At 58.8% G+C, this 20,229-nt stretch carries 18 protein-coding genes; all 18 read right to left on the minus strand.

Annotation, left to right across the window (positions count from 1 at the left end; genetic code table 11):
• Window positions 1–6: 6 nt before the first annotated feature.
• The 18 genes from rpsC to rplA all read right to left on the minus strand — a co-directional run bounded on the left by rpsC (window position 7) and on the right by rplA (window position 20,225).
• Window positions 7–735, minus strand: coding sequence for a 30S ribosomal protein S3 (gene rpsC, locus J7447_RS28385; protein ID WP_006936448.1), 729 nt, complete (start codon window positions 733–735; stop codon window positions 7–9).
• Window positions 735–1,115, minus strand: coding sequence for a 50S ribosomal protein L22 (gene rplV, locus J7447_RS28390; RefSeq protein ID WP_006936449.1), 381 nt, complete (start codon window positions 1,113–1,115; stop codon window positions 735–737). The genes rpsC and rplV overlap by 1 nt, the downstream gene beginning before the upstream one ends.
• Before the next feature lie 2 nt (window positions 1,116–1,117).
• Window positions 1,118–1,396 carry a 30S ribosomal protein S19 gene (rpsS, locus tag J7447_RS28395; protein WP_022998243.1) on the minus strand — a complete coding sequence of 93 codons (279 nt, stop codon included), beginning with the start codon at window positions 1,394–1,396 and terminating at the stop codon, window positions 1,118–1,120.
• A gap of 12 nt (window positions 1,397–1,408) precedes the next feature.
• Window positions 1,409–2,239 (minus strand): 50S ribosomal protein L2, encoded by an 831-nt coding sequence (gene rplB / locus J7447_RS28400; protein WP_055654715.1) that lies wholly within the window; start codon window positions 2,237–2,239, stop codon window positions 1,409–1,411.
• An 18-nt stretch (window positions 2,240–2,257) separates the two neighbouring features.
• Window positions 2,258–2,551 carry a 50S ribosomal protein L23 gene (locus tag J7447_RS28405; RefSeq protein WP_006936452.1) on the minus strand — a complete coding sequence of 98 codons (294 nt, stop codon included), beginning with the start codon at window positions 2,549–2,551 and terminating at the stop codon, window positions 2,258–2,260.
• On the minus strand, window positions 2,548–3,168 hold the full coding sequence (gene rplD / locus J7447_RS28410) for a 50S ribosomal protein L4 (protein WP_022998241.1): 621 nt from the start codon (window positions 3,166–3,168) through the stop codon (window positions 2,548–2,550). The genes J7447_RS28405 and rplD overlap by 4 nt, the downstream gene beginning before the upstream one ends.
• A complete protein-coding gene (gene rplC, locus J7447_RS28415) occupies window positions 3,168–3,878 on the minus strand; it encodes a 50S ribosomal protein L3 (RefSeq protein WP_209171586.1) in 711 nt (236 codons plus the stop codon). Before rplC ends, rplD begins: the two co-directional genes overlap by 1 nt.
• A 23-nt stretch (window positions 3,879–3,901) precedes the next feature.
• Window positions 3,902–4,210, minus strand: a complete 309-nt coding sequence (rpsJ, locus tag J7447_RS28420) for a 30S ribosomal protein S10 (RefSeq protein WP_006936455.1) — start codon at window positions 4,208–4,210, stop codon at window positions 3,902–3,904.
• A 73-nt stretch (window positions 4,211–4,283) separates the two neighbouring features.
• Complete coding sequence (gene tuf / locus J7447_RS28425) at window positions 4,284–5,474, minus strand: elongation factor Tu (RefSeq protein ID WP_006936456.1); 1,191 nt, start codon at window positions 5,472–5,474, stop codon at window positions 4,284–4,286.
• A 47-nt stretch (window positions 5,475–5,521) separates the two neighbouring features.
• The gene (gene fusA, locus J7447_RS28430) at window positions 5,522–7,597 is read right to left on the minus strand and encodes an elongation factor G (RefSeq protein WP_023001589.1); all 2,076 of its coding nucleotides are present in this window, start codon (window positions 7,595–7,597) and stop codon (window positions 5,522–5,524) included.
• Between the two features lie 25 nt (window positions 7,598–7,622).
• On the minus strand, window positions 7,623–8,093 hold the full coding sequence (gene rpsG, locus J7447_RS28435) for a 30S ribosomal protein S7 (protein WP_023001588.1): 471 nt from the start codon (window positions 8,091–8,093) through the stop codon (window positions 7,623–7,625).
• A gap of 12 nt (window positions 8,094–8,105) precedes the next feature.
• Complete coding sequence (rpsL, locus tag J7447_RS28440; RefSeq protein WP_006936459.1) at window positions 8,106–8,477, minus strand: 30S ribosomal protein S12; 372 nt, start codon at window positions 8,475–8,477, stop codon at window positions 8,106–8,108.
• A 676-nt stretch (window positions 8,478–9,153) separates the two neighbouring features.
• Window positions 9,154–9,447, minus strand: a complete 294-nt coding sequence (locus J7447_RS28445; RefSeq protein WP_023001587.1) for a hypothetical protein — start codon at window positions 9,445–9,447, stop codon at window positions 9,154–9,156.
• 78 nt (window positions 9,448–9,525) lie between these two features.
• Window positions 9,526–13,725, minus strand: a complete 4,200-nt coding sequence (gene rpoC, locus J7447_RS28450) for a DNA-directed RNA polymerase subunit beta' (protein WP_023001586.1) — start codon at window positions 13,723–13,725, stop codon at window positions 9,526–9,528.
• 92 nt (window positions 13,726–13,817) lie between these two features.
• A complete protein-coding gene (gene rpoB, locus J7447_RS28455; protein WP_209171587.1) occupies window positions 13,818–17,957 on the minus strand; it encodes a DNA-directed RNA polymerase subunit beta in 4,140 nt (1,379 codons plus the stop codon).
• Between the two features lie 289 nt (window positions 17,958–18,246).
• Window positions 18,247–18,624, minus strand: coding sequence for a 50S ribosomal protein L7/L12 (gene rplL / locus J7447_RS28460; RefSeq protein ID WP_023001584.1), 378 nt, complete (start codon window positions 18,622–18,624; stop codon window positions 18,247–18,249).
• A gap of 60 nt (window positions 18,625–18,684) precedes the next feature.
• Entirely contained in the window at window positions 18,685–19,203 is a 519-nt protein-coding gene (rplJ, locus tag J7447_RS28465) for a 50S ribosomal protein L10 (protein ID WP_209171588.1), read from the minus strand.
• 323 nt (window positions 19,204–19,526) lie between these two features.
• Complete coding sequence (gene rplA, locus J7447_RS28470; RefSeq protein WP_055654723.1) at window positions 19,527–20,225, minus strand: 50S ribosomal protein L1; 699 nt, start codon at window positions 20,223–20,225, stop codon at window positions 19,527–19,529.
• Window positions 20,226–20,229 lie beyond the last annotated feature (4 nt).

Consider the following 20,229-nt stretch of genomic DNA (forward strand, 5'->3'; position numbering starts at 1 on the left):
CTTGAATTAAGCTGCGCGCTCGCGGCCCCGATCCCGGCGTCCGCCGCGATCACCCTGGTTGCCTTCGGAAGCAGCGGTCGCACGGCGCTCAGACGCCATCGGATCGTGTTCCAGAATTTCACCCTTGAAGATCCAGACCTTCACACCGCACACGCCGTAAGCCGTGTGAGCGCTTGCAACACCGTAGTCGATGTCTGCACGCAGCGTGTGAAGCGGGACGCGGCCTTCGCGGTACCATTCGATACGCGCAATTTCCGCACCGCCGAGACGGCCACCGCAGTTGATACGGATGCCCTGTGCACCGAGACGCATGGCGGACTGAACGGCCCGCTTCATGGCGCGACGGAAAGCAACGCGGCGTTCCAGCTGCTGGGCAATCGACTGGGCGACCAGGGTCGCGTCGATTTCCGGCTTGCGCACTTCAACGATGTTGAGATGCACTTCGGAATTGGTGATGTCGGCGATCTTCTTGCGAAGACGCTCGATATCGGCACCCTTTTTACCGATGACCACACCCGGACGACCGGAGTGAATGGACACACGGCACTTCTTGTGCGGGCGTTCGATAACAACCTTGGATACGGCAGCCTGCTTCAGTTCCTTCAGCAGGAGCTCACGGATGCGGAAATCTTCGTGCAGAAGATCGCCGTATTCGTTCTTGTTCGCGTACCAGCGGCTGTCCCAGGTGCGGTTGATCCCGAGGCGCATGCCGATCGGGTTTGTCTTATGTCCCATCAGGCAGTCTCCTCAACTTCGCGCACGACGATGGTCAGGTTCGAGAACGGCTTCTCGATCCGGCCAACGCGGCCGCGTGCACGGGCCTGGAACCGCTTGATCACAAATGCCTTGCCGACATGTGCTTCAGCAACCACCAGGTTGTCGATGTCCAGGTCATGGTTGTTTTCCGCGTTGGCAATGGCCGACATCAAGGTTTTCTTGACGTCCTGCGCAATGCGCTTGCGGGAGAATGTCAGGTCCGCAATCGCGGAACCAACCTTTTTGCCACGGATCGAAGCCGCAACGAGGTTCAGCTTGCGCGGGGAAACGCGCAGCATGCGGGTCATTGCCCGGGCCTCATTGTCAGCGAGCGTCCGCTCACGCTTCGGCTTGCCCATCGTTACTTCCTCTTCGCCTTCTTGTCGGCGCCGTGTCCATAATAGGTCCGGCTCGGCGAAAACTCACCGAACTTGTGACCGATCATTTCCTCAGACACCAGCACCGGAACGTGCTTTTGACCGTTGTAGACGCCGAAGGTCAAACCGACGAACTGCGGCAGGATGGTAGAGCGGCGGCTCCAGGTCTTGATGACCTCGTTCCGGCCGGACTCACGGACCTTGTCCGCTTTCTTCAGCAGATACCCGTCGACAAACGGACCTTTCCAGATCGAACGTGCCACGATCCTTGCCCTTTACTTCTTCGCGTGACGGCTGCGGACGATAAACTTATCAGTCTGCTTATTGCGCCGCGTACGCTTACCTTTGGTCGGTTTACCCCAAGGAGTAACCGGATGACGACCGCCGGAGGTCCTGCCTTCACCACCACCGTGCGGGTGGTCGATCGGGTTCATGGCAACACCGCGGGTATGCGGACGAATGCCAAGCCAGCGGGAACGGCCTGCTTTACCCAGGTTAACGTTGGCGTGGTCCGGGTTGGACACGGCGCCAATGGAAGCCATGCAGGTTCCGAGCACACGACGCTGCTCGCCAGACATAAGGCGCAGCGTAGTGTAGCCCTGGTCGCGGCCGACGATCTGAACGAACGCGCCTGCCGAACGAGCGATCTGGGCGCCTTTGCCCGGCTTCAGCTCGACATTGTGCACGATCGTGCCAACCGGAATGCGAGCCAGCGGCGCGGCATTACCCGGTTTCACGTCGACGGATTCACCGGCGATGACGGTATCGCCAGCAGCCAGGCGCTGCGGCGCCAGGATGTAGCTCAGTTCACCGTCTTCGTAACGGATGAGTGCAATGAACGCGGTCCGGTTCGGATCGTATTCAAGGCGCTCGACCGTTGCCGGAACGTCCCATTTACGGCGCTTGAAGTCGACAAGACGGTAAGACCGCTTGTGACCGCCACCGCGGTTCGGAGACGTCAGGCGGCCGGCGTTGTTGCGGCCACCGGACTTGGACAGGCCTTCGGTCAGGGTCTTGACCGGCTTGCCTTTCCACAGACCAGAGCGATCAACTTGAACCAGCTGACGGCGGCCTGGGGACGTCGGGTTGAATGTCTTAAGTGCCATTTTTCTTAAGTCCCCGTCTTAGAGCCCGGTGGTCACGTCGATTGCGTGACCTTCCTGCAGCGTAACGACGGCCTTCTTGTAGTCGGACTGACGGCCGATGCGACCGCGGAAGCGCTTGACCTTGCCCTTGCGGACCAGGGTGTTCACTGCCGTGACCTTTACACCGAACAGCGCTTCGACTGCGGCCTTGATTTCCGGCTTCGTTGCATCGTTAGCAACTTTGAAGACAACCTTGTTCTCTTCGGAAGCCATCGTCGACTTTTCGGTGATTACCGGGCCGACGATTTTGTCGTAGTGAGGAAGTTTGCTCATTTAAAGCGCTCCTCAAGTGCGGACACCGCAGCCTTGGTCAACACCAGGGTGTTGGCACGCAGGATGTCGTAAACGTTGATGCCCTGAACCGGCAGCACATCCAGATGCGGAATGTTGCGGGATGCCAGAGCAAAGTTTGCATCGACCTCGGCGCCGTCAATGATCAGGGCGCTGGTCAAGCCGAGCTTGGTCAGCTGTGCCTTGAGTGCCTTGGTCTTTGCTTCGGCTGCCTTCGCGTCTTCGACAACAACGATGCTGTCTGTCTTGGCTTTCGCAGACAGGGCATGCTTCAGGCCGAGGGCGCGAACCTTCTTCGGCAGGTCATGGCTGTGATCGCGAACGATCGGGCCGAATGCCTTACCACCACCGCGGAACTGCGGGGCCTTCTTGTTGCCGTGACGTGCGCCGCCGGAGCCTTTCTGGCGAACGAATTTCTTCGTCGTACCGGAAACTTCCGAACGGCCCAGCGACTTGTGGGTGCCTGCCTGGCGCTTGGCCAGCTGCCAACGCACCACACGGTGGATCAAATCGGTGCGCGGCTCGAGACCGAAGATCTCGTCAGACACCGTGATCGAACCGGCCGCCCCACCTTCGAGGGTCTTGACCTGGAGTTCCATCACTCACTCTCCTTCCCGGCGGCCGCAGTCGCTTCGGTTGCTTTGAAAGCACCCGGAACCGGAACGTTTTCCGGCAGCGCCTTTTTGATCGCGTCGCGGACCAGGATCCAGCCGCCCTTGGCGCCCGGAACAGAGCCCTCGACCATGATCAGGCCACGCTCAACATCAGTGCGCACAACCTTCAGGTTCTGCGTGGTCACGCGGGCATCACCCATGTGACCGGCCATTTTCTTGCCCTTGAACACGCGGCCCGGGTCCTGACACTGACCGGTAGAACCGTGCGAACGGTGCGAGATCGAGTTACCGTGCGATGCACGGCCACCACCGAAGTTGTGACGCTTCATGGCACCGGCAAAACCCTTACCGATAGAAGTGCCGGTCACGTCGACAAACTGGCCTTCGACGTAGTGGTCAGCGGTCATTTCCGCGCCAACGTCGATCAGGTTTTCCGCAGAAACGCGGAATTCGGCCACGGTCCGCTTCGGCTCGACCTTTGCAACAGCAAAGTGGCCACGCAGTGCCTTCGGCGTATTCTTTACTTTACGGGTACCTGCACCGAGCTGCAGCGCAGTGTAACCATTTTTTTCGTCAGTGCGGTGGGCAACCACCTGGCAATTTTCCAGCCGCAGAACGGTGACCGGAACATGCTCGCCTGCATCGTTATAGATGCGGGTCATGCCCACTTTCTGAGCGATCACTCCAGAACGCATGGATGTGTCCCCTTCGACCCGGCTTAGAGCTTGATCTCGACGTCGACACCAGCGGCGAGGTCGAGCTTCATGAGCGCGTCCACCGTCTGGGGCGTCGGATCAACGATATCGAGAAGGCGCTTATGCGTACGCATCTCGAACTGATCGCGGCTTTTCTTATCGATATGCGGCCCGCGAAGCACCGTGTACTTCTCGATCCGCGTCGGCAGCGGCACGGGACCCCGTACCTGAGCACCGGTCCGCTTGGCCGTATTGACGATCTCCTTGGTGGAGGCGTCGAGAATACGGTGGTCAAACGCCTTCAGGCGGATCCGGATATTCTGACCGTTCATTGTTGTTGTTCCCAATAAGACTGCGGGCCTGCCCGCGTTTCACTTGAAAGTCACCGGCAGGCCCGGCTGTCGATTATTCGATGATGGATGCGACGACGCCAGCGCCGACGGTACGGCCACCTTCGCGGATAGCGAAGCGCAGGCCTTCTTCCATGGCGATCGGCACGATCAGCTCAACCTCAACGGAGACGTTGTCGCCCGGCATCACCATTTCCGTGCCTTCCGGCAGGGACACCACACCGGTCACGTCCGTCGTACGGAAGTAGAACTGCGGGCGGTAGTTGGTGAAGAACGGGGTGTGACGACCACCTTCTTCCTTGGTGAGGATGTAAGCCTCAGCCTTGAACTTCGTGTGCGGGGTAACAGTACCCGGCTTGCAAAGAACCTGGCCACGCTCAACGTCTTCACGTGCGATACCGCGGATCAGCGCGCCGATGTTGTCGCCTGCTTCGCCGCTGTCCAGCAGCTTGCGGAACATTTCAACGCCGGTGACCGTGGTCTTCTGCGTGTCCTTGATGCCGACGATTTCGACTTCTTCGCCAACCTTCACGATACCGCGCTCAACACGACCGGTCACAACCGTACCACGGCCGGAGATCGAGAAGACGTCTTCGATCGGCATCAGGAACGGAAGGTCCTTCGGACGCTCCGGGGTCGGGATGTACGCGTCGACCTGAGCCATCAGCTCACGGATCGCATCGCGGCCGATGGCCGGATCGCGGTTTTCAACGGCTGCCAGTGCAGAACCCTTGACGATCGGAATGTCGTCGCCCGGGAATTCGTAGGAAGACAGCAGTTCGCGGATTTCCATTTCGACGAGCTCGAGAAGCTCTTCGTCGTCGACCTGGTCAACCTTGTTCATGAACACGACCAGAGCCGGAACACCAACCTGGCGAGCCAGGAGGATGTGTTCGCGGGTCTGCGGCATCGGGCCGTCAGCGGCAGAACAGACCAGGATCGCGCCGTCCATCTGCGCTGCACCGGTGATCATGTTCTTGACGTAGTCGGCGTGACCAGGGCAGTCGACGTGTGCGTAGTGACGGTTTTCCGTCTCATACTCAACGTGTGCCGTGGAGATGGTGATGCCGCGAGCCTTTTCTTCAGGCGCGCCGTCGATTTCGTCGTAAGCTTTTGCAGTCGCACCGCCGGTTTCAGCCAGCGTCATGGTGATTGCTGCGGTCAGCGTCGTCTTGCCGTGGTCAACGTGGCCAATCGTGCCAATGTTAACGTGCGGCTTGTTGCGCTCAAATTTTTCTTTCGCCATCGGATTACTCCGTTTCTCTAGTTCTTCTTGACGTTAAGAGGATGGGCTCAGGCGTATTTCGCCTGAACCTCTTCGGCGACAGCCTGCGGCACCTGCTCGTAGTGATCGAACACCATCGAGTACTGTGCGCGGCCCTGAGACATGGAACGCAGGTTGTTCACGTAGCCAAACATGTTGGCCAGCGGGACCATTGCGGTGATGACAGTAACGACGCCCCGGTTCTCCGTGCCGGCGATCTGGCCGCGGCGGGAGTTCAGGTCACCAATCACGTCACCCATGTAGTCTTCCGGTGTAACAACCTCGACCTTCATGATCGGCTCGAGCAGTTTCGGGCCGGCCTTGGCAATACCTTCGCGGAAACCGGCACGGCCGGCGATTTCGAAGGCGAGAACCGAGGAGTCAACGTCGTGGTAGGCACCATCGATCAGGGTTGCCTTGATATCGAGCATCGGGAAGCCTGCCAGCGGACCGGAAGACATGACGCTTTCGATACCTTTGGTAACGCCCGGGATGTATTCCTTCGGAATGGACCCGCCGACGATCTTGCTTTCGAAGACATAGCCTTCGTTCGGCTCGGCCGGCTCGATGACAAGCTTGACGCGAGCGAACTGACCGGAACCACCAGACTGCTTCTTGTGGGTGTAATCCACTTCAGAAACCTTGGTGATGGTTTCGCGGTAAGCCACCTGCGGCGCACCGATGTTGGCCTCGACCTTGAACTCACGCTTCATGCGGTCGACGATGATGTCCAGGTGCAGCTCGCCCATGCCGGCGATGATGGTCTGACCGGATTCTTCGTCGGTTTTGACGCGGAAGGACGGATCTTCAGCAGCCAGGCGGTTGAGCGCGAGGCCCATCTTTTCCTGGTCGCCCTTGGTCTTCGGCTCGACAGCGATCTCGATGACCGGCTCCGGGAATTCCATGCGCTCCAGGATCACCGGCTTCAGCGGATCACACAGGGTGTCGCCAGTCGTGGTGTCCTTCAGACCAGCGATAGCAACGATATCGCCTGCATAGGCTACATCGATGTCTTCGCGGGAGTTGGAGTGCATCTGCATCATCCGGCCGACGCGCTCACGCTTGTCTTTCACGGTGTTCAGCAGGGACACGCCCTTGTTCAGAACGCCGGAATAGATGCGGCAGAACGTCAGGGAACCAACGAACGGGTCGTTGGCGATCTTGAACGCCAGCAGGCCGAGCGGTTCTTCATCGGAAGACTTGCGAACGATTTCGCTTTCTGTCTTCGGGTCGATACCCTTGATGTCCGGAACTTCAACCGGGCTCGGCAGGTAGTCGACAACTGCGTCGAGAAGCGGCTGAACGCCTTTGTTCTTGAACGCGGAACCGCAGAAGACCGGCACGAATTCGGTGCTGATCGTACCCTTGCGGATAAGCTTCTTGAGCGTCTCGATGGAGGGCTCTTCGCCTTCCAGATAAGCTTCCATGACAGCTTCGTCGACTTCGACAACAGTCTCGATCAGAGCATCGCGAGCTTCCTGAGCGCGATCAACGAGATCGGCCGGAATGTCGACAACGTCCCAGGCAGCGCCAAGGTTTTCGGACTGCCAGATCAGAGCCTTCATTTCCAGAAGGTCGATACAGCCAGCGAATTCGCTTTCAGCGCCAACCGGAAGCTGCATGACCAGCGGAGTTGCGCCGAGGCGTTCCTTGATCATCTTGACGCAGCGATCGAAATCGGCGCCCAGCTTGTCCATCTTGTTGACGAAGATCATCCGCGGGACATGATACTTGTCGGCCTGGCGCCAAACAGTTTCAGTCTGCGGCTCAACGCCAGCGTTTGCATCCAGAAGGGCGACGGCACCGTCGAGCACGCGCAGGGAACGTTCAACTTCAATGGTGAAGTCAACGTGGCCCGGGGTGTCGATGATGTTCAGGCGCTTTTCTTTCCAGAAAGCGGTGGTTGCAGCAGAGGTGATCGTGATGCCACGCTCCTGCTCCTGCTCCATCCAGTCCATGGTGGCTGCGCCGTCATGAACTTCGCCGATCTTGTGGCTCTTACCAGTGTAGAAGAGGATCCGCTCAGTCGTAGTGGTCTTTCCAGCATCGATGTGAGCCATGATGCCGAAGTTGCGGTAGTCCTCGATTTTATGCGTGCGCGCCATTGCGTCAGCCCTTCGAAGTCACAAATTACCAGCGATAGTGCGAGAATGCGCGGTTGGCGTCTGCCATCCGGTGCGTGTCTTCGCGCTTCTTGACTGCGGTACCACGGTTGTTTGCTGCGTCGAGCAGCTCGCCGGAAAGACGGTCAACCATCGTGGTTTCGTTACGATTGCGAGCCGCAGTGATCAGCCAGCGAATAGCCAGCGCCTGACGGCGGTCGGTACGAACCTCGACCGGGACCTGGTAGGTCGCACCACCAACACGGCGGGAGCGAACTTCCACTTGCGGCATAACGTTCTCAAGAGCAGCGTGGAACACTTCGATCGGGTTCTCGCGGGTCTTGTTTTCGACGACGTCGAAAGCACCGTAAACGATGCGCTCGGCAGTCGACTTCTTACCGTCGTACATGATGGAGTTCATGAACTTCGTTACGACGATATCCCCGAACTTCGGATCCGGGTTAATTTCGCGTTTTTCAGCGCGGTGACGACGGGACATCTGATGTGCTCCTTACTTCGGCCGCTTCGCGCCGTACTTCGAACGGCGCTGCTTACGATCCTTGACGCCCTGGGTATCGAGCACACCACGGATGATGTGGTAGCGCACACCCGGCAAGTCCTTTACGCGACCGCCGCGGATCATAACCACCGAGTGTTCCTGAAGGTTGTGACCTTCACCCGGGATGTAGCCAATGACTTCGAAGCCGTTGGTCAGGCGGATTTTGGCCACCTTACGCAGAGCCGAGTTCGGCTTCTTCGGCGTCGTCGTGTAAACGCGGGTGCAAACACCACGCTTCTGGGGGCAGGCCTCCATGGCCGGCACCTTGTTCCGCTTCGGCGGATCTTTCCGCGGCTTGCGGATCAACTGGTTGATGGTCGGCATTCTTTGCCCTTTACCTTGTCCATCCAAAAATTCGTATGCAACTGCAGTCCCTCGCTGACCTTGACCCCTCCCCGGTTTGAGCCGTGAAGACATGCAAAATCGCGCCCGCGCGCTCAATGAAGAGCGGCCGGCGCTGCGAAAAACCAGAGGACCACGAGTTACCCCGCGGTCATGCAATCGACGCGTATTCGCCTATATAACCCGGCAGCGTTTAAGAGGACTGGGTCCTGCGCCTTGGTGGCGCTGGACGGGTTCACACTTACCGCCTGCCCTTGGGATGCGCGGAAACTACTCATATGCACCCATTGCGTCAAGTGCTTTGTCGAAAAAACAGCGTTTGTGCGGGTTACTGTTTCGCCATCTGAATTTCCGACACGATTTCCGCAACTTACCAGCGCCAAACGGTAGTTTTCAGCACCTTTTCGGTAATTTTATTGCGCTGGCAGATTCCGCATTCCGGCAGAATTCTGAATCAACTCTAACCGGAATGACTCAAATCAGGTCAGATCTGTGGGTTTTGCCAGGTCATCGGGCAACACAGGCCCTTGATTCATGGGACCGATTCCAGACGGACCCGCCATAAGCGCATTCCGGATTCGCCGGCCATAGCCCCTCACCCGCCAATATGCGTCTGACGCACGGCAGGTATTTGCGGGCGAGCGATCTTTCAGTCTCCTCAGGCCGTGAAAGTCACGATCGCAACGTTCCCGGCAAGCGCATCCTGGTAGGCACCTTCGTAAACCGGATCATCCGGTTCGCCATCCATCACGCCGATCTGGTCGAGCTCGGCTTCCGCAAAGCCCTGAGCCGAGAGAGATTCAAGTGTCTTGCGAACCGCATCGTCGTCATCCGGCGCTGTCAGCAGCGCGTGAATGGTGATGGCGTCATCCGGCGAAGCGTCTTCATTTTCCCAGACCCTGCCAATGACGATGTAGACCACCGGGTCCAGTTCAAGTTCATTGTCGTTCATATCATCAGGCCTCTTTTGCCTCATTATACAAGAAAGGCCGCCCGAGGGCGGCCTTTCGACAGTTCGACGGGAAACCGATTACTCGGCTGCACCGGTCATATCTTCCAGAAGGCCTTCCGCTGCACTGTCCGAAGACTGCTGACGTTGAGCTTCCTGGATCAGGTCGTCGCGATGTGTCGCGATCTGACGGATCCGCTTCATCACCCCACCGGTACCGGCCGGGATCAGGCGGCCGACGATGACGTTCTCCTTGAGGCCGACCAACGGATCGGTCTTGCCGTTGACTGCCGCATCGGTAAGGACGCGGGTCGTCTCCTGGAAGGAGGCGGCGGAGAAGAACGAGCGCGTCTGCAGCGACGCCTTGGTGATGCCGAGCAGAACCGGCGTCCCCTTGGCAGGATCGCGTGCATTGTCGATCGCCCGGCGGTTGGCTTCCTCGAAGTCGATCTTGTCGATCTGTTCGCCGGAGAAGAACTCCGTATCGCCCGGATCGGTGATCTCGACCTTCTGCAGCATCTGGCGGACAATCACTTCAATGTGCTTGTCGTTGATGGTCACGCCCTGCAGGCGGTAGACTTCCTGGATCTCGTTGACGAGGTAAGCCGCAAGGGCCTCCACGCCTTTAACCGCCAGGATGTCGTGCGGAGCCGGGTTGCCGTCGAGGATGTACTCACCCTTTTCAATGGCATCGCCTTCCTGAAGATGGAAGTGCTTGCCTTTCGGGATGAGGTATTCGACGGGCTCGACACCTTCTTCCGCCGGCTCGATGATGACGCGACGCTTGTTCTTGTAATCGCGACCGAAGCGGATCGTACCATCGATTTCGGCGATGATCGCATGATCCTTCGGACGGCGAGCCTCGAACAGTTCCGCAACACGCGGCAGACCACCGGTGATGTCCTTGGTCTTGGCGCTTTCCAGCGGGATACGGGCCAGAACGTCACCAGCCTTGACCGAAGCTCCCGGCTGAACGGACAGAACCGCGTCAACGGAAAGCATGAGACGGGCATCGGAGCCACGATCGGTCTTGGAAATGCTGCCTTTTTCGTCCTTGACGACGATAGCCGGCTTCAGATCCTGACCACGCTGCGAAGAACGCCAGTCAATGACGACACGCTTGGTGATGCCGGTCGCTTCGTCGGCCGTTTCCTGAACGGACGCACCATCGACCAGATCCTCGAAGTCCACGATACCATCGACTTCAGCAAGCATCGGACGGGTATACGGATCCCACTCGGCAATCCGCTGACCGCGCTTGACCGCATCGCCTTCATCGACATGCAGCTTGGAGCCGTAGGCCACACGATGCACGGCACGCTCGTTGCCGTCGCTGTCGATGACAACGATGGACATGTTGCGAACCATGGCAATCAGGTTGCCGTCGCTGTCGCGATTGACCGAACGGTTCCGGATCTTGACCGTGCCGTCGACGTTGGACTCGATGAACGAGCTGTCGACAACCTGTGCGGTACCACCAATGTGGAAGGTACGCATGGTCAGCTGCGTGCCAGGCTCACCGATCGACTGTGCGGCAATGACGCCGACAGCTTCACCCATGTTCACGGGCGTACCGCGAGCAAGGTCACGACCATAGCAGGTCGCGCAGACGCCGGTTTCGGTTTCACAGGTAAGAACCGAGCGGATCTTGATCTGCTGAACCTTGGCAGCCTCGATGGCATCAACATCCTTCTCGTCGATCAGCGTGCCCTTGGGGACAAGCAGTTCGCCGGTCTGGTTGTTGTAGACATCTTCCGCAGTCGTACGGCCCAGAACGCGCATGCCGAGCGAAGCGATGACGTTACCGGCATCGACGATCGGAGCAACGGTGATGCCGCGCGTGGATCCGCAATCCGGTTCCAGGATGATGGAATCCTGCGCGACGTCCACCAGACGGCGGGTCAAGTAACCGGAGTTTGCGGTCTTCAGAGCGGTATCGGCCAGACCCTTACGGGCACCGTGGGTGGAGTTGAAGTACTCCAGAACCGACAGGCCTTCCTTGAAGTTCGAGATGATCGGGTTCTCGATGATGGAACCGTCCGGCTTGGCCATCAGGCCGCGCATGCCGGCCAGCTGCTTCATCTGCTGGGGCGAACCACGAGCACCGGAGTGCGACATCATGTAGACCGAGTTCATCGGCTTCTGACGACCGGTTTCCTCATCGATCTGGACCGCCTTGATGCGGGCCATCATCTCGTCAGCAATCTTGTCGGTACATTTCGCCCAGGCATCGACAACCTTGTTGTACTTTTCGCCCTGGGTGATCAGACCGTCGTTGTACTGCTGCTCGTATTCGGTCGCGAGCGACGAGGTTTCGGCCACCAGCTTGTGCTTGGTGTCCGGAATGACCATGTCGTCCATGCCGAAGGAGATGCCGGCGTTACAGGCGTTCTTGAAGCCAAGCTGCATGATCCGGTCACAGAAGATAACCGTCTCCTTCTGACCGCAGGCACGGTAAACCGTGTCGATCATCTTGGAGATGTCCTTCTTGGTCATCAGCTTGTTGCAGACCTCGAACGGCACTTCGTGGTGCTTCGGCAGAAGCTCCGCGATGAGCATGCGGCCCGGAGTGGTCTCGATGATTTCGGAAGTCGGATTGCCTTCCGCATCGATGGACCGATACCGGCCCTTCACCTTGGTATGCAGCGTGATGACCTTGTTGGCCAGCGCATGGTGGATCTCACCAGTGTTGCCGAAGACCATGCCTTCGCCCGGCTCACCTTCTGCCATGATGGACAGATAGTAGAGACCCAGAACGATATCCTGCGAAGGAACGATGATCGGGCCACCGTTTGCCGGATGCAGAATGTTGTTGGTCGACATCATCAGCGTACGCGCTTCGAGCTGGGCTTCCAGCGAAAGCGGTACGTGAACAGCCATCTGGTCACCGTCAAAGTCGGCGTTGAAGGCCGAGCAGACGAGCGGATGGAGCTGGATGGCCTTGCCTTCGATCAGGGTCGGTTCGAAGGCCTGGATACCAAGACGGTGCAGCGTCGGCGCGCGGTTCAGGAGAACCGGGTGCTCACGGATGACTTCGTCGAGGATGTCCCAGACTTCCGGACGTTCCTTTTCAACCAACTTCTTGGCCTGCTTGACGGTCGAGGAGAAACCCTTGGCGTCGAGGCGCGAATAGATGAACGGCTTGAAAAGCTCGAGCGCCATCTTCTTCGGCAAACCGCACTGGTGCAGCTTCAGTTCCGGACCCACGGTGATAACCGAACGGCCGGAATAGTCGACGCGCTTGCCAAGCAGGTTCTGACGGAACCGGCCCTGCTTGCCCTTCAGCATGTCGGACAGCGACTTCAGCGGACGCTTGTTGGCGCCGGTGATGACGCGGCCGCGGCGGCCGTTGTCGAACAGGGCGTCAACGGACTCCTGAAGCATGCGCTTTTCGTTCCGGATGATGATATCCGGAGCACGCAGCTCCATCAGGCGACGCAGACGGTTGTTACGGTTGATCACGCGGCGGTAGAGATCGTTCAGATCGGACGTCGCGAAACGGCCACCGTCAAGCGGTACCAGCGGGCGCAGATCCGGCGGGATAACCGGAACCACGGTCATGATCATCCACTCCGGGCGGTTGCCCGATTCCATGAATGCTTCGATAACCTTCAGGCGCTTGGCAAGCTTCTTCGGCTTCAGTTCAGTGGTCGCCTCGGCGATTTCCTGACGCAGCTTCTCGCTCTCGCGTTCCAGATCCATGCTCATCAGGATTTCGCGGATCGCCTCGGCACCGATCATGGCGGTGAAGGCATCTTCGCCATACTCGTCCTGAGCGGCGATGAAGTCTTCTTCCGATAGAAGCTGGTGCTGCTTGAGCGGGGTCAGGCCCGGCTCGAGAACAACGTAGTTCTCGAAATACAGAACGCGTTCCAGGTCCTTCAGCGTCATGTCGAGCAGAAGACCGATACGGCTCGGCAGGGACTTCAGGAACCAGATGTGCGCGACGGGCGCAGCCAGTTCGATGTGGCCCATGCGCTCACGGCGAACCCGCGACAGTGTGACTTCAACGCCACACTTTTCGCAGATGACGCCCTTGTATTTCATGCGCTTGTATTTGCCGCAAAGACATTCGTAGTCCTTGATCGGGCCAAAGATGCGCGCGCAGAACAGACCGTCGCGCTCAGGCTTGAACGTACGGTAGTTGATGGTCTCCGGCTTTTTGATTTCGCCGAAAGACCAGGACAAGATCTTTTCCGGGCTCGCAAGCGAAATCCGGATATTGTCGAAGGTCTGTGCGGGAGCCTGCTGATTGAACAGGTTCATGACCTCATGATTCATGATCCATCTCCTTCGATGCGCGGTGGGGGAGCGAGCTCTTGCGCCCCTCCCCGCAACCGGCATTCCAAGTCATTTGTGGTCCGTAGGCGGGGTTATTCTGCGGCGTCCGCAGTTTCTTCCTCGCCGATCACGGGGACATCGGTTCGTTGCAGTTCAACGTTGAGACCCAGGGACCGCATTTCCTTCACAAGCACGTTGAAGCTTTCCGGAATGCCTGCCTCGAAGGTGTCGTCGCCACGAACGATGGCCTCATAGACCTTCGTACGGCCGGCAACGTCATCCGACTTGACGGTGAGCATTTCCTGCAGCGTGTAGGCTGCACCGTAAGCTTCAAGCGCCCAGACCTCCATTTCCCCGAAGCGCTGGCCACCGAACTGTGCCTTACCACCGAGCGGCTGCTGGGTGACGAGCGAGTACGGGCCAATGGAACGGGCATGGATCTTGTCGTCGACAAGGTGGTGGAGCTTCAGCATGTAGATGTAGCCCACGGTTACCTTGCGGTCGAACTCTTCACCGGTCCGGCCATCGTACAGAACGGACTGGCCGCTCGGGTCGTAGCCGGCAATGTTGAGCGCCTCGACGACATCGGGTTCACGAGCACCATCGAAGACCGGCGTCGCGATGCTGACGCCCTTCTTCAGCTGCTCCGCCAGGCGTACGATACCTTCGTCATCGTATTCCTTGACGTTGTCGCCCTTCATGTTGTCGCCGTAGATCTCGACAATCTTGCCGCGCAATTCGCCGATCTCGCCTGACTTCCTGTACTCGTCGTACATTTCGCCGATCCGGTTACCCATGCCGCGGCAGGCCCAACCCAGGTGGGTTTCAAGGATCTGACCGACGTTCATGCGCGACGGAACGCCGAGCGGGTTCAGCACGATATCGACATGCGTGCCGTCTTCAAGGAACGGCATGTCTTCGCACGGGTTGATCTTCGAGACCACGCCCTTGTTGCCGTGACGGCCGGCCATCTTGTCGCCCGGCTGAAGCTTGCGCTTCACGGCAACGAAGACCTTGACCATCTTCATGACGCCCGGCGGCAGTTCGTCACCGCGCTGCAGTTTCTCGACCTTGTCGATGAAACGCTGCTCGAGACGCTTGCGGCTGTCGTCATACTGACCACGCAGAGCTTCGATTTCGGACATGAACTTCTCGTCGTCGGTGGCGAACTGCCACCACTGCGAGCGCGGGAAGTCGTTGAGAACGTCCCCGGTCAGTACGGTGTCCTTCTTGGAGCCCTTCGGGCCGGCAATAGCGGTCTTGTCCATCAGCATCTCGGCCAGACGGCCATAGACGTTGCGGTCGAGGATCGCCTGTTCGTCGTCGCGGTCCTTTGCGAGACGCTCGATTTCCTCGCGCTCGATCGCCATCGCGCGTTCGTCTTTTTCAACGCCGTGGCGGTTGAAGACGCGCACTTCGACAACGGTACCGGAAACCCCCGGCGGCAGGCGCAGGGAAGTATCGCGAACGTCGGACGCCTTTTCACCGAAGATGGCACGCAGAAGCTTTTCTTCCGGCGTCATCGGGCTTTCGCCCTTCGGAGTGATCTTGCCGACCAGGATATCGCCCGGGTTCAGTTCGGCACCGATGTAGACGATACCGGCTTCGTCGAGGTTCTTCAGCGCTTCTTCCGAAACGTTCGGAATGTCGCGGGTGATTTCTTCCGGCCCAAGCTTGGTGTCACGCGCCATCACTTCGAATTCCTCGAGGTGGATGGAGGTGAACACGTCGTCGGAGACGATGCGTTCGGACAGGAGGATGGAATCCTCGAAGTTGTAGCCGTTCCAGGGCATGAACGCGACGAGCACGTTCCGGCCGAGCGCCAAATCACCGAGATCGGTCGACGGACCGTCGGCAATGATGTCGCCCTTGTGGATCCGGTCACCGACACGCACCAGCGGACGCTGGTTGATGCAGGTGTTCTGGTTGGACCGCTGGAACTTCTGCAGCCGGTAGATATCGACGCCGGACTTGCCCGGATCGAGGTCTTCGGTCGCACGGATAACGATACGGGTCGCATCCACCTGATCGACAACGCCAGCGCGGCGGGCACCGATGGCTGCACCGGAATCGCGTGCCACGATCGGCTCCATGCCTGTACCGACGAACGGTGCTTCGGCACGAACCAGCGGAACGGCCTGACGCTGCATGTTCGAGCCCATCAGTGCGCGGTTGGCGTCATCGTTCTCAAGGAACGGAATGAGCGCGGCCGCAACGGACACGAGCTGTTTCGGCGACACGTCCATGAGGTCGACCTTGTCGGACGGAACCATCATGTTTTCACCGGCGTGACGGCAGGTGATCAGCTCTTCGGTGAACCGGCCCTCGTCGTCGTAGACGGCGTTGGACTGGGCCACGTAGTGCTTGGCTTCTTCCATGGCGGAAAGATAAACGACTTCGTTGGTAACGGCGCCGTCTTTCACTTTCCGGTACGGGCTTTCGATGAAGCCGTACTTGTTCACACGGGCAAAGGTTGCCAGCGAGTTGATCAGACCGATGTTCGGGCCTTCCGGCGTTTCAATCGGGCAGATACGGCCGTAGTGCGTCGGGTGAACGTCGCGGACTTCGAAGCCTGCGCGTTCGCGGGTCAGACCGCCCGGGCCAAGTGCCGACAGGCGGCGCTTGTGGGTGACTTCCGACAGCGGGTTGGTCTGGTCCATGAACTGCGACAGCTGCGAGGAGCCGAAGAATTCACGAACGGCAGCAGCAGCCGGCTTCGCGTTGATCAGGTCCTGAGGCATGACCGTGTCGATTTCGACAGAGCTCATGCGTTCCTTGATCGCACGTTCCATGCGCAGCAGACCGACGCGGTACTGATTTTCCATCAGCTCGCCGACAGAACGAACACGGCGGTTGCCGAGGTTGTCGATGTCGTCGATTTCGCCCTTGCCATCGCGCAGTTCAAGAAGAACCCGGATGACTTCCAGGATGTCGTCCTTGCGCAGCGTGCGAACGGTGTCGGCACACTCCACGTCGAGACGCATGTTCATCTTCACGCGGCCAACGGCGGACAGGTCATAGCGCTCTTCGTCGAAGAACAGCGACTGGAACATCGCCTCGGCAGTGTCGATGGTGGGCGGCTCGCCCGGACGCATCACCCGGTAGATGTCAAACAGAGCATCTTCGCGAGACTCGTTCTTGTCGACCGACAGGGTGTTGCGGATGTACGGACCGGTGTTGACATGATCGATGTCGAGCATCGGCAGCTCGTGGTAACCACGATCGACCAGTTCCTCCAGCAGCTTGCCGGAAATCTCGTCGCCTGCTTCAGCGTAGATCTCACCGCTCTTCATGTCGACGATGTCTTCAGCCAAATACTGGCCATGAAGGTCTTCGTCGGTCACTTTCAGGGCGATGACGCCTTTTTCCTCAAGCTGCTTGATGGTGCGCTGAGTGATCTTCCGGCCACCCTCGATCACCACTTCGCCGCTGTCGGCGTCGATCAGGTCGTAGGACGCCTTGGTGCCCTTCAGACGGTTGCCGTCAAACGGCATGCGCCAGGAGCCGTCCTTCTGACGGGTGTAATCGATACGCTTGTAGAACGTGTTGAGGATTTCCTCACCATCGAGGCCAAGCGCCATCAGCAGGGACGTAACCGGGATCTTGCGGCGACGGTCGATACGCGCATGCACGATGTCCTTGGCGTCGAATTCGATATCGAGCCAGGAACCGCGATACGGGATCACGCGTGCTGCGAACAGCAACTTGCCGGAAGAATGGGTCTTGCCCTTGTCATGGTCGAAGAACACACCCGGAGAACGGTGCATCTGGGAAACGATGACACGCTCGGTGCCGTTGACGATGAAAGTGCCGTTGTCGGTCATGAACGGCATGTCGCCCATGTAGACATCTTGTTCCTTGATGTCTTTCACGGACTTCGCGCCGGTGTCTTCATCGACATCGAACACGATCAGGCGCAGGGTAACCTTCAGCGGAGCCGCGAAGGTCATGTCGCGCTGGCGGCACTCATCGACGTCGTATTTGGGAGCTTCAAATTCGAAGGAAACAAATTCCAGAAGGGAAGTGCCCGCAAAATCGGAGATCGGAAATACGGACTGGAAGACCGCTTCAAGGCCTTCATTCTTGCGGCCACCGCCCGGCATCTCGTCGACCTGCAGAAACTGGTCGTAGGATGCTTTTTGAACCTCGATGAGATTAGGCATAGCCGCGACATCGCGGATCGATCCGAAATATTTACGGACCTTTTTGCGACCGTTGAACGTTTGGGTCATTGTCGCTCCTCGTATCGGCCGGGTAACGGCTTCCCGAAACGCCCCTTTTCCAATCGGGCGAGCGCCCGGGCGCTTCGGAAAACCGTCCCCCCTGGATCAACCTGCTTCAGGTGCCCTCACCTGAAACCAGACAAGTTGACCGGTCTTAGGGGCCTAGAACATCTTCATCTGCCGTCTTGCGAAAGCAGGATGCCCTAGTGGTACGTTTGCCCCGGAAACGGGAAAATCCCGCCGGGGCTAGGTACGGTCCCGGTTGCCCGGGACCGTTCAAAAGGCCGGTAGGCCTCTATTATTTCAGCTCGACAGATGCGCCAGCTTCTTCGAGCTTCTTCTTCAGCTCTTCTGCTTCGTCTTTGCCAACACCTTCCTTGACCGGCTTCGGAGCGCCTTCGACGAGCTCCTTAGCTTCTTTCAGGCCAAGACCGGTGATTGCACGGACTTCCTTGATGACGTTGATTTTCTTGTCGCCGGCAGAAGCCAGGATAACGTCAAATTCGGTCTTTTCTTCAGCAGCAGCTGCATCGCCGCCACCAGCAGCAACAGCAGCAACTGCGACCGGAGCAGCAGCAGAAACGCCCCACTTTTCTTCCAGAAGCTTGCTGAGTTCAGCAGCTTCCATAACGGTCAGTGCGGACAGTTCTTCAACGAGCTTTTCAAGATCAGCCATTTTTCAGTACCTTAAGTTCGAACCAGTTTTGGTTACGTGAGACAGTGTGTTTTGGACGCCTTATGCGGCCTCGTCCTTCTTGGCGTAAGCGCCGAAGACGCGGGCAAGCTGCCCGGCCGGAGCGTTGACAACCTGTGCAATCCGGGAAGCCGGGGTCTGGATCATGCCAACCAGTTTCGCACGCAGCTCATCGAGCGACGGCATGGTTGCCAGAGACTTGACCCCATCCGGGTTCAGGTTGGTCGAGCCAAGAGCACCACCAAGGATCGCAAACTTATCGTTTGCCTTGGCGAAATCGACGGCTGCTTTCGGAGCGGCTACCGGATCGTCGGAATGGACGATAACGGTCGGGCCCTGAAACAGGTCGGAGATGTGCTCAAGGTCGGTGCCTTGAAGGGCGAGTTTGACAAGGCGGTTTTTTGCGACTTTTACAGTGCCGCCGGCTTCGCGCACGGATGCCCGCAGTGCGGTCATCTGAGCTACCGAAAGGCCTGCATAGTGCGCGACGACGACAACACCGGTGTTACCCAGCTCGGCGTTGAGGGCCGACACGAACTCGTGCTTTTCCGCTCTTTCCACTTGCCTTCTCCATTTGGCGGCTGTGACGCCGCCGGTTTACCTTGCCGCCTGGCAGATGGTCCCGAACCCGGTACCGCCTGTCCTGGCGACGCTCAGGGTCCTGTCCCCTCACCTTCGCGCCAGAAGCGCTCGGCAAGGTCTGGTTCGAACCAGGTTTTCCACCGGATCGGTGGGAAATTCGGTTCTCACCCATCTATGCAGGCCTTGTTCGGCTTAAGCCGGTTTCCCGGCACCTGCAGTCTCGGACAGGGCAACCCGGCAGCAAGCCGCCGGGTCTATTCGGCCTTTCAGCCGAAATCTCGTATCAATCCGGAAAGACCGGATTATTCGCCAGCAACGGTGGCGAGATCTACCTTTACGCCCGGGCCCATCGTGGAGGACACGGCGATGCGCTTCAGGTAGGTGCCTTTTGCGCCAGTCGGCTTGGCTTTCTGAACGGCGTCCAGCAGAGCCTTGACGTTCTGGGTGATCGCTTCTTCAGAGAAGGACACCTTGCCAACGCCAGCATGAACGATACCGGCCTTTTCAACGCGGAACTGAACAGCGCCGCCCTTGGCGTCGTTGACGGCGGACTTGACGTCCGGGGTCACGGTACCAACCTTCGGGTTCGGCATCAGGCCGCGCGGGCCGAGAACCTTACCGAGACGACCGACGAGCGGCATCATGTCCGGAGTTGCAATGCAGCGATCGAAGTCGATCTTGCCGCCCTGAACTTCCTGAACCAGCTCTTCTGCACCGACGATGTCGGCGCCAGCAGCCTTGGCTTCTTCGGCCTTGTCGCCGCGAGCAAACACAGCAACGCGAACGGTCTTGCCGGTGCCGTTCGGCAGGATGCACACGCCGCGGACCATCTGGTCTGCGTGACGCGGATCAACGCCGAGATTGATCGCAACTTCAACGGTTTCGTCGAACTTGGTCTTGGAACGGTCCTTCACGAGGCCGATGGCTTCGTTCAGGGAATACAGCTTGTTGCGGTCGATACCTTCACGAGCTGCCTGGATGCGCTTTCCAACCTTCGCCATGATC

Source organism: Labrenzia sp. R5_0 (assembly GCF_017743835.1).
In the GTDB taxonomy this organism is placed as follows: Bacteria; Pseudomonadota; Alphaproteobacteria; order Rhizobiales; family Stappiaceae; genus Roseibium; species Roseibium algicola.

Excerpts from the sequence above, each read along its gene's own strand:
- rplA (WP_055654723.1), bottom strand. The coding sequence starts at position 20,225 with ATGGCGAAGGTTGGAAAGCGCATCCAGGCAGCTCGTGAAGGTATCGAC.
- rpoC (WP_023001586.1), bottom strand. The coding sequence starts at position 13,725 with ATGAATCATGAGGTCATGAACCTGTTCAATCAGCAGGCTCCCGCACAG.
- rpsG (WP_023001588.1), bottom strand. The coding sequence starts at position 8,093 with ATGTCCCGTCGTCACCGCGCTGAAAAACGCGAAATTAACCCGGATCCG.
- rplV (WP_006936449.1), bottom strand. The coding sequence starts at position 1,115 with ATGGGCAAGCCGAAGCGTGAGCGGACGCTCGCTGACAATGAGGCCCGG.
- rplD (WP_022998241.1), bottom strand. The coding sequence starts at position 3,168 with ATGGAACTCCAGGTCAAGACCCTCGAAGGTGGGGCGGCCGGTTCGATC.
- rpsJ (WP_006936455.1), bottom strand. The coding sequence starts at position 4,210 with ATGAACGGTCAGAATATCCGGATCCGCCTGAAGGCGTTTGACCACCGT.
- rplB (WP_055654715.1), bottom strand. The coding sequence starts at position 2,239 with ATGGCACTTAAGACATTCAACCCGACGTCCCCAGGCCGCCGTCAGCTG.
- J7447_RS28405 (WP_006936452.1), bottom strand. The coding sequence starts at position 2,551 with ATGAGCAAACTTCCTCACTACGACAAAATCGTCGGCCCGGTAATCACC.
- rplC (WP_209171586.1), bottom strand. The coding sequence starts at position 3,878 with ATGCGTTCTGGAGTGATCGCTCAGAAAGTGGGCATGACCCGCATCTAT.
- rpoB (WP_209171587.1), bottom strand. The coding sequence starts at position 17,957 with ATGACCCAAACGTTCAACGGTCGCAAAAAGGTCCGTAAATATTTCGGA.
- J7447_RS28445 (WP_023001587.1), bottom strand. The coding sequence starts at position 9,447 with ATGAACGACAATGAACTTGAACTGGACCCGGTGGTCTACATCGTCATT.
- rplL (WP_023001584.1), bottom strand. The coding sequence starts at position 18,624 with ATGGCTGATCTTGAAAAGCTCGTTGAAGAACTGTCCGCACTGACCGTT.
- rpsL (WP_006936459.1), bottom strand. The coding sequence starts at position 8,477 with ATGCCGACCATCAACCAGTTGATCCGCAAGCCGCGGAAAGATCCGCCG.
- tuf (WP_006936456.1), bottom strand. The coding sequence starts at position 5,474 with ATGGCGAAAGAAAAATTTGAGCGCAACAAGCCGCACGTTAACATTGGC.
- rpsC (WP_006936448.1), bottom strand. The coding sequence starts at position 735 with ATGGGACATAAGACAAACCCGATCGGCATGCGCCTCGGGATCAACCGC.
- fusA (WP_023001589.1), bottom strand. The coding sequence starts at position 7,597 with ATGGCGCGCACGCATAAAATCGAGGACTACCGCAACTTCGGCATCATG.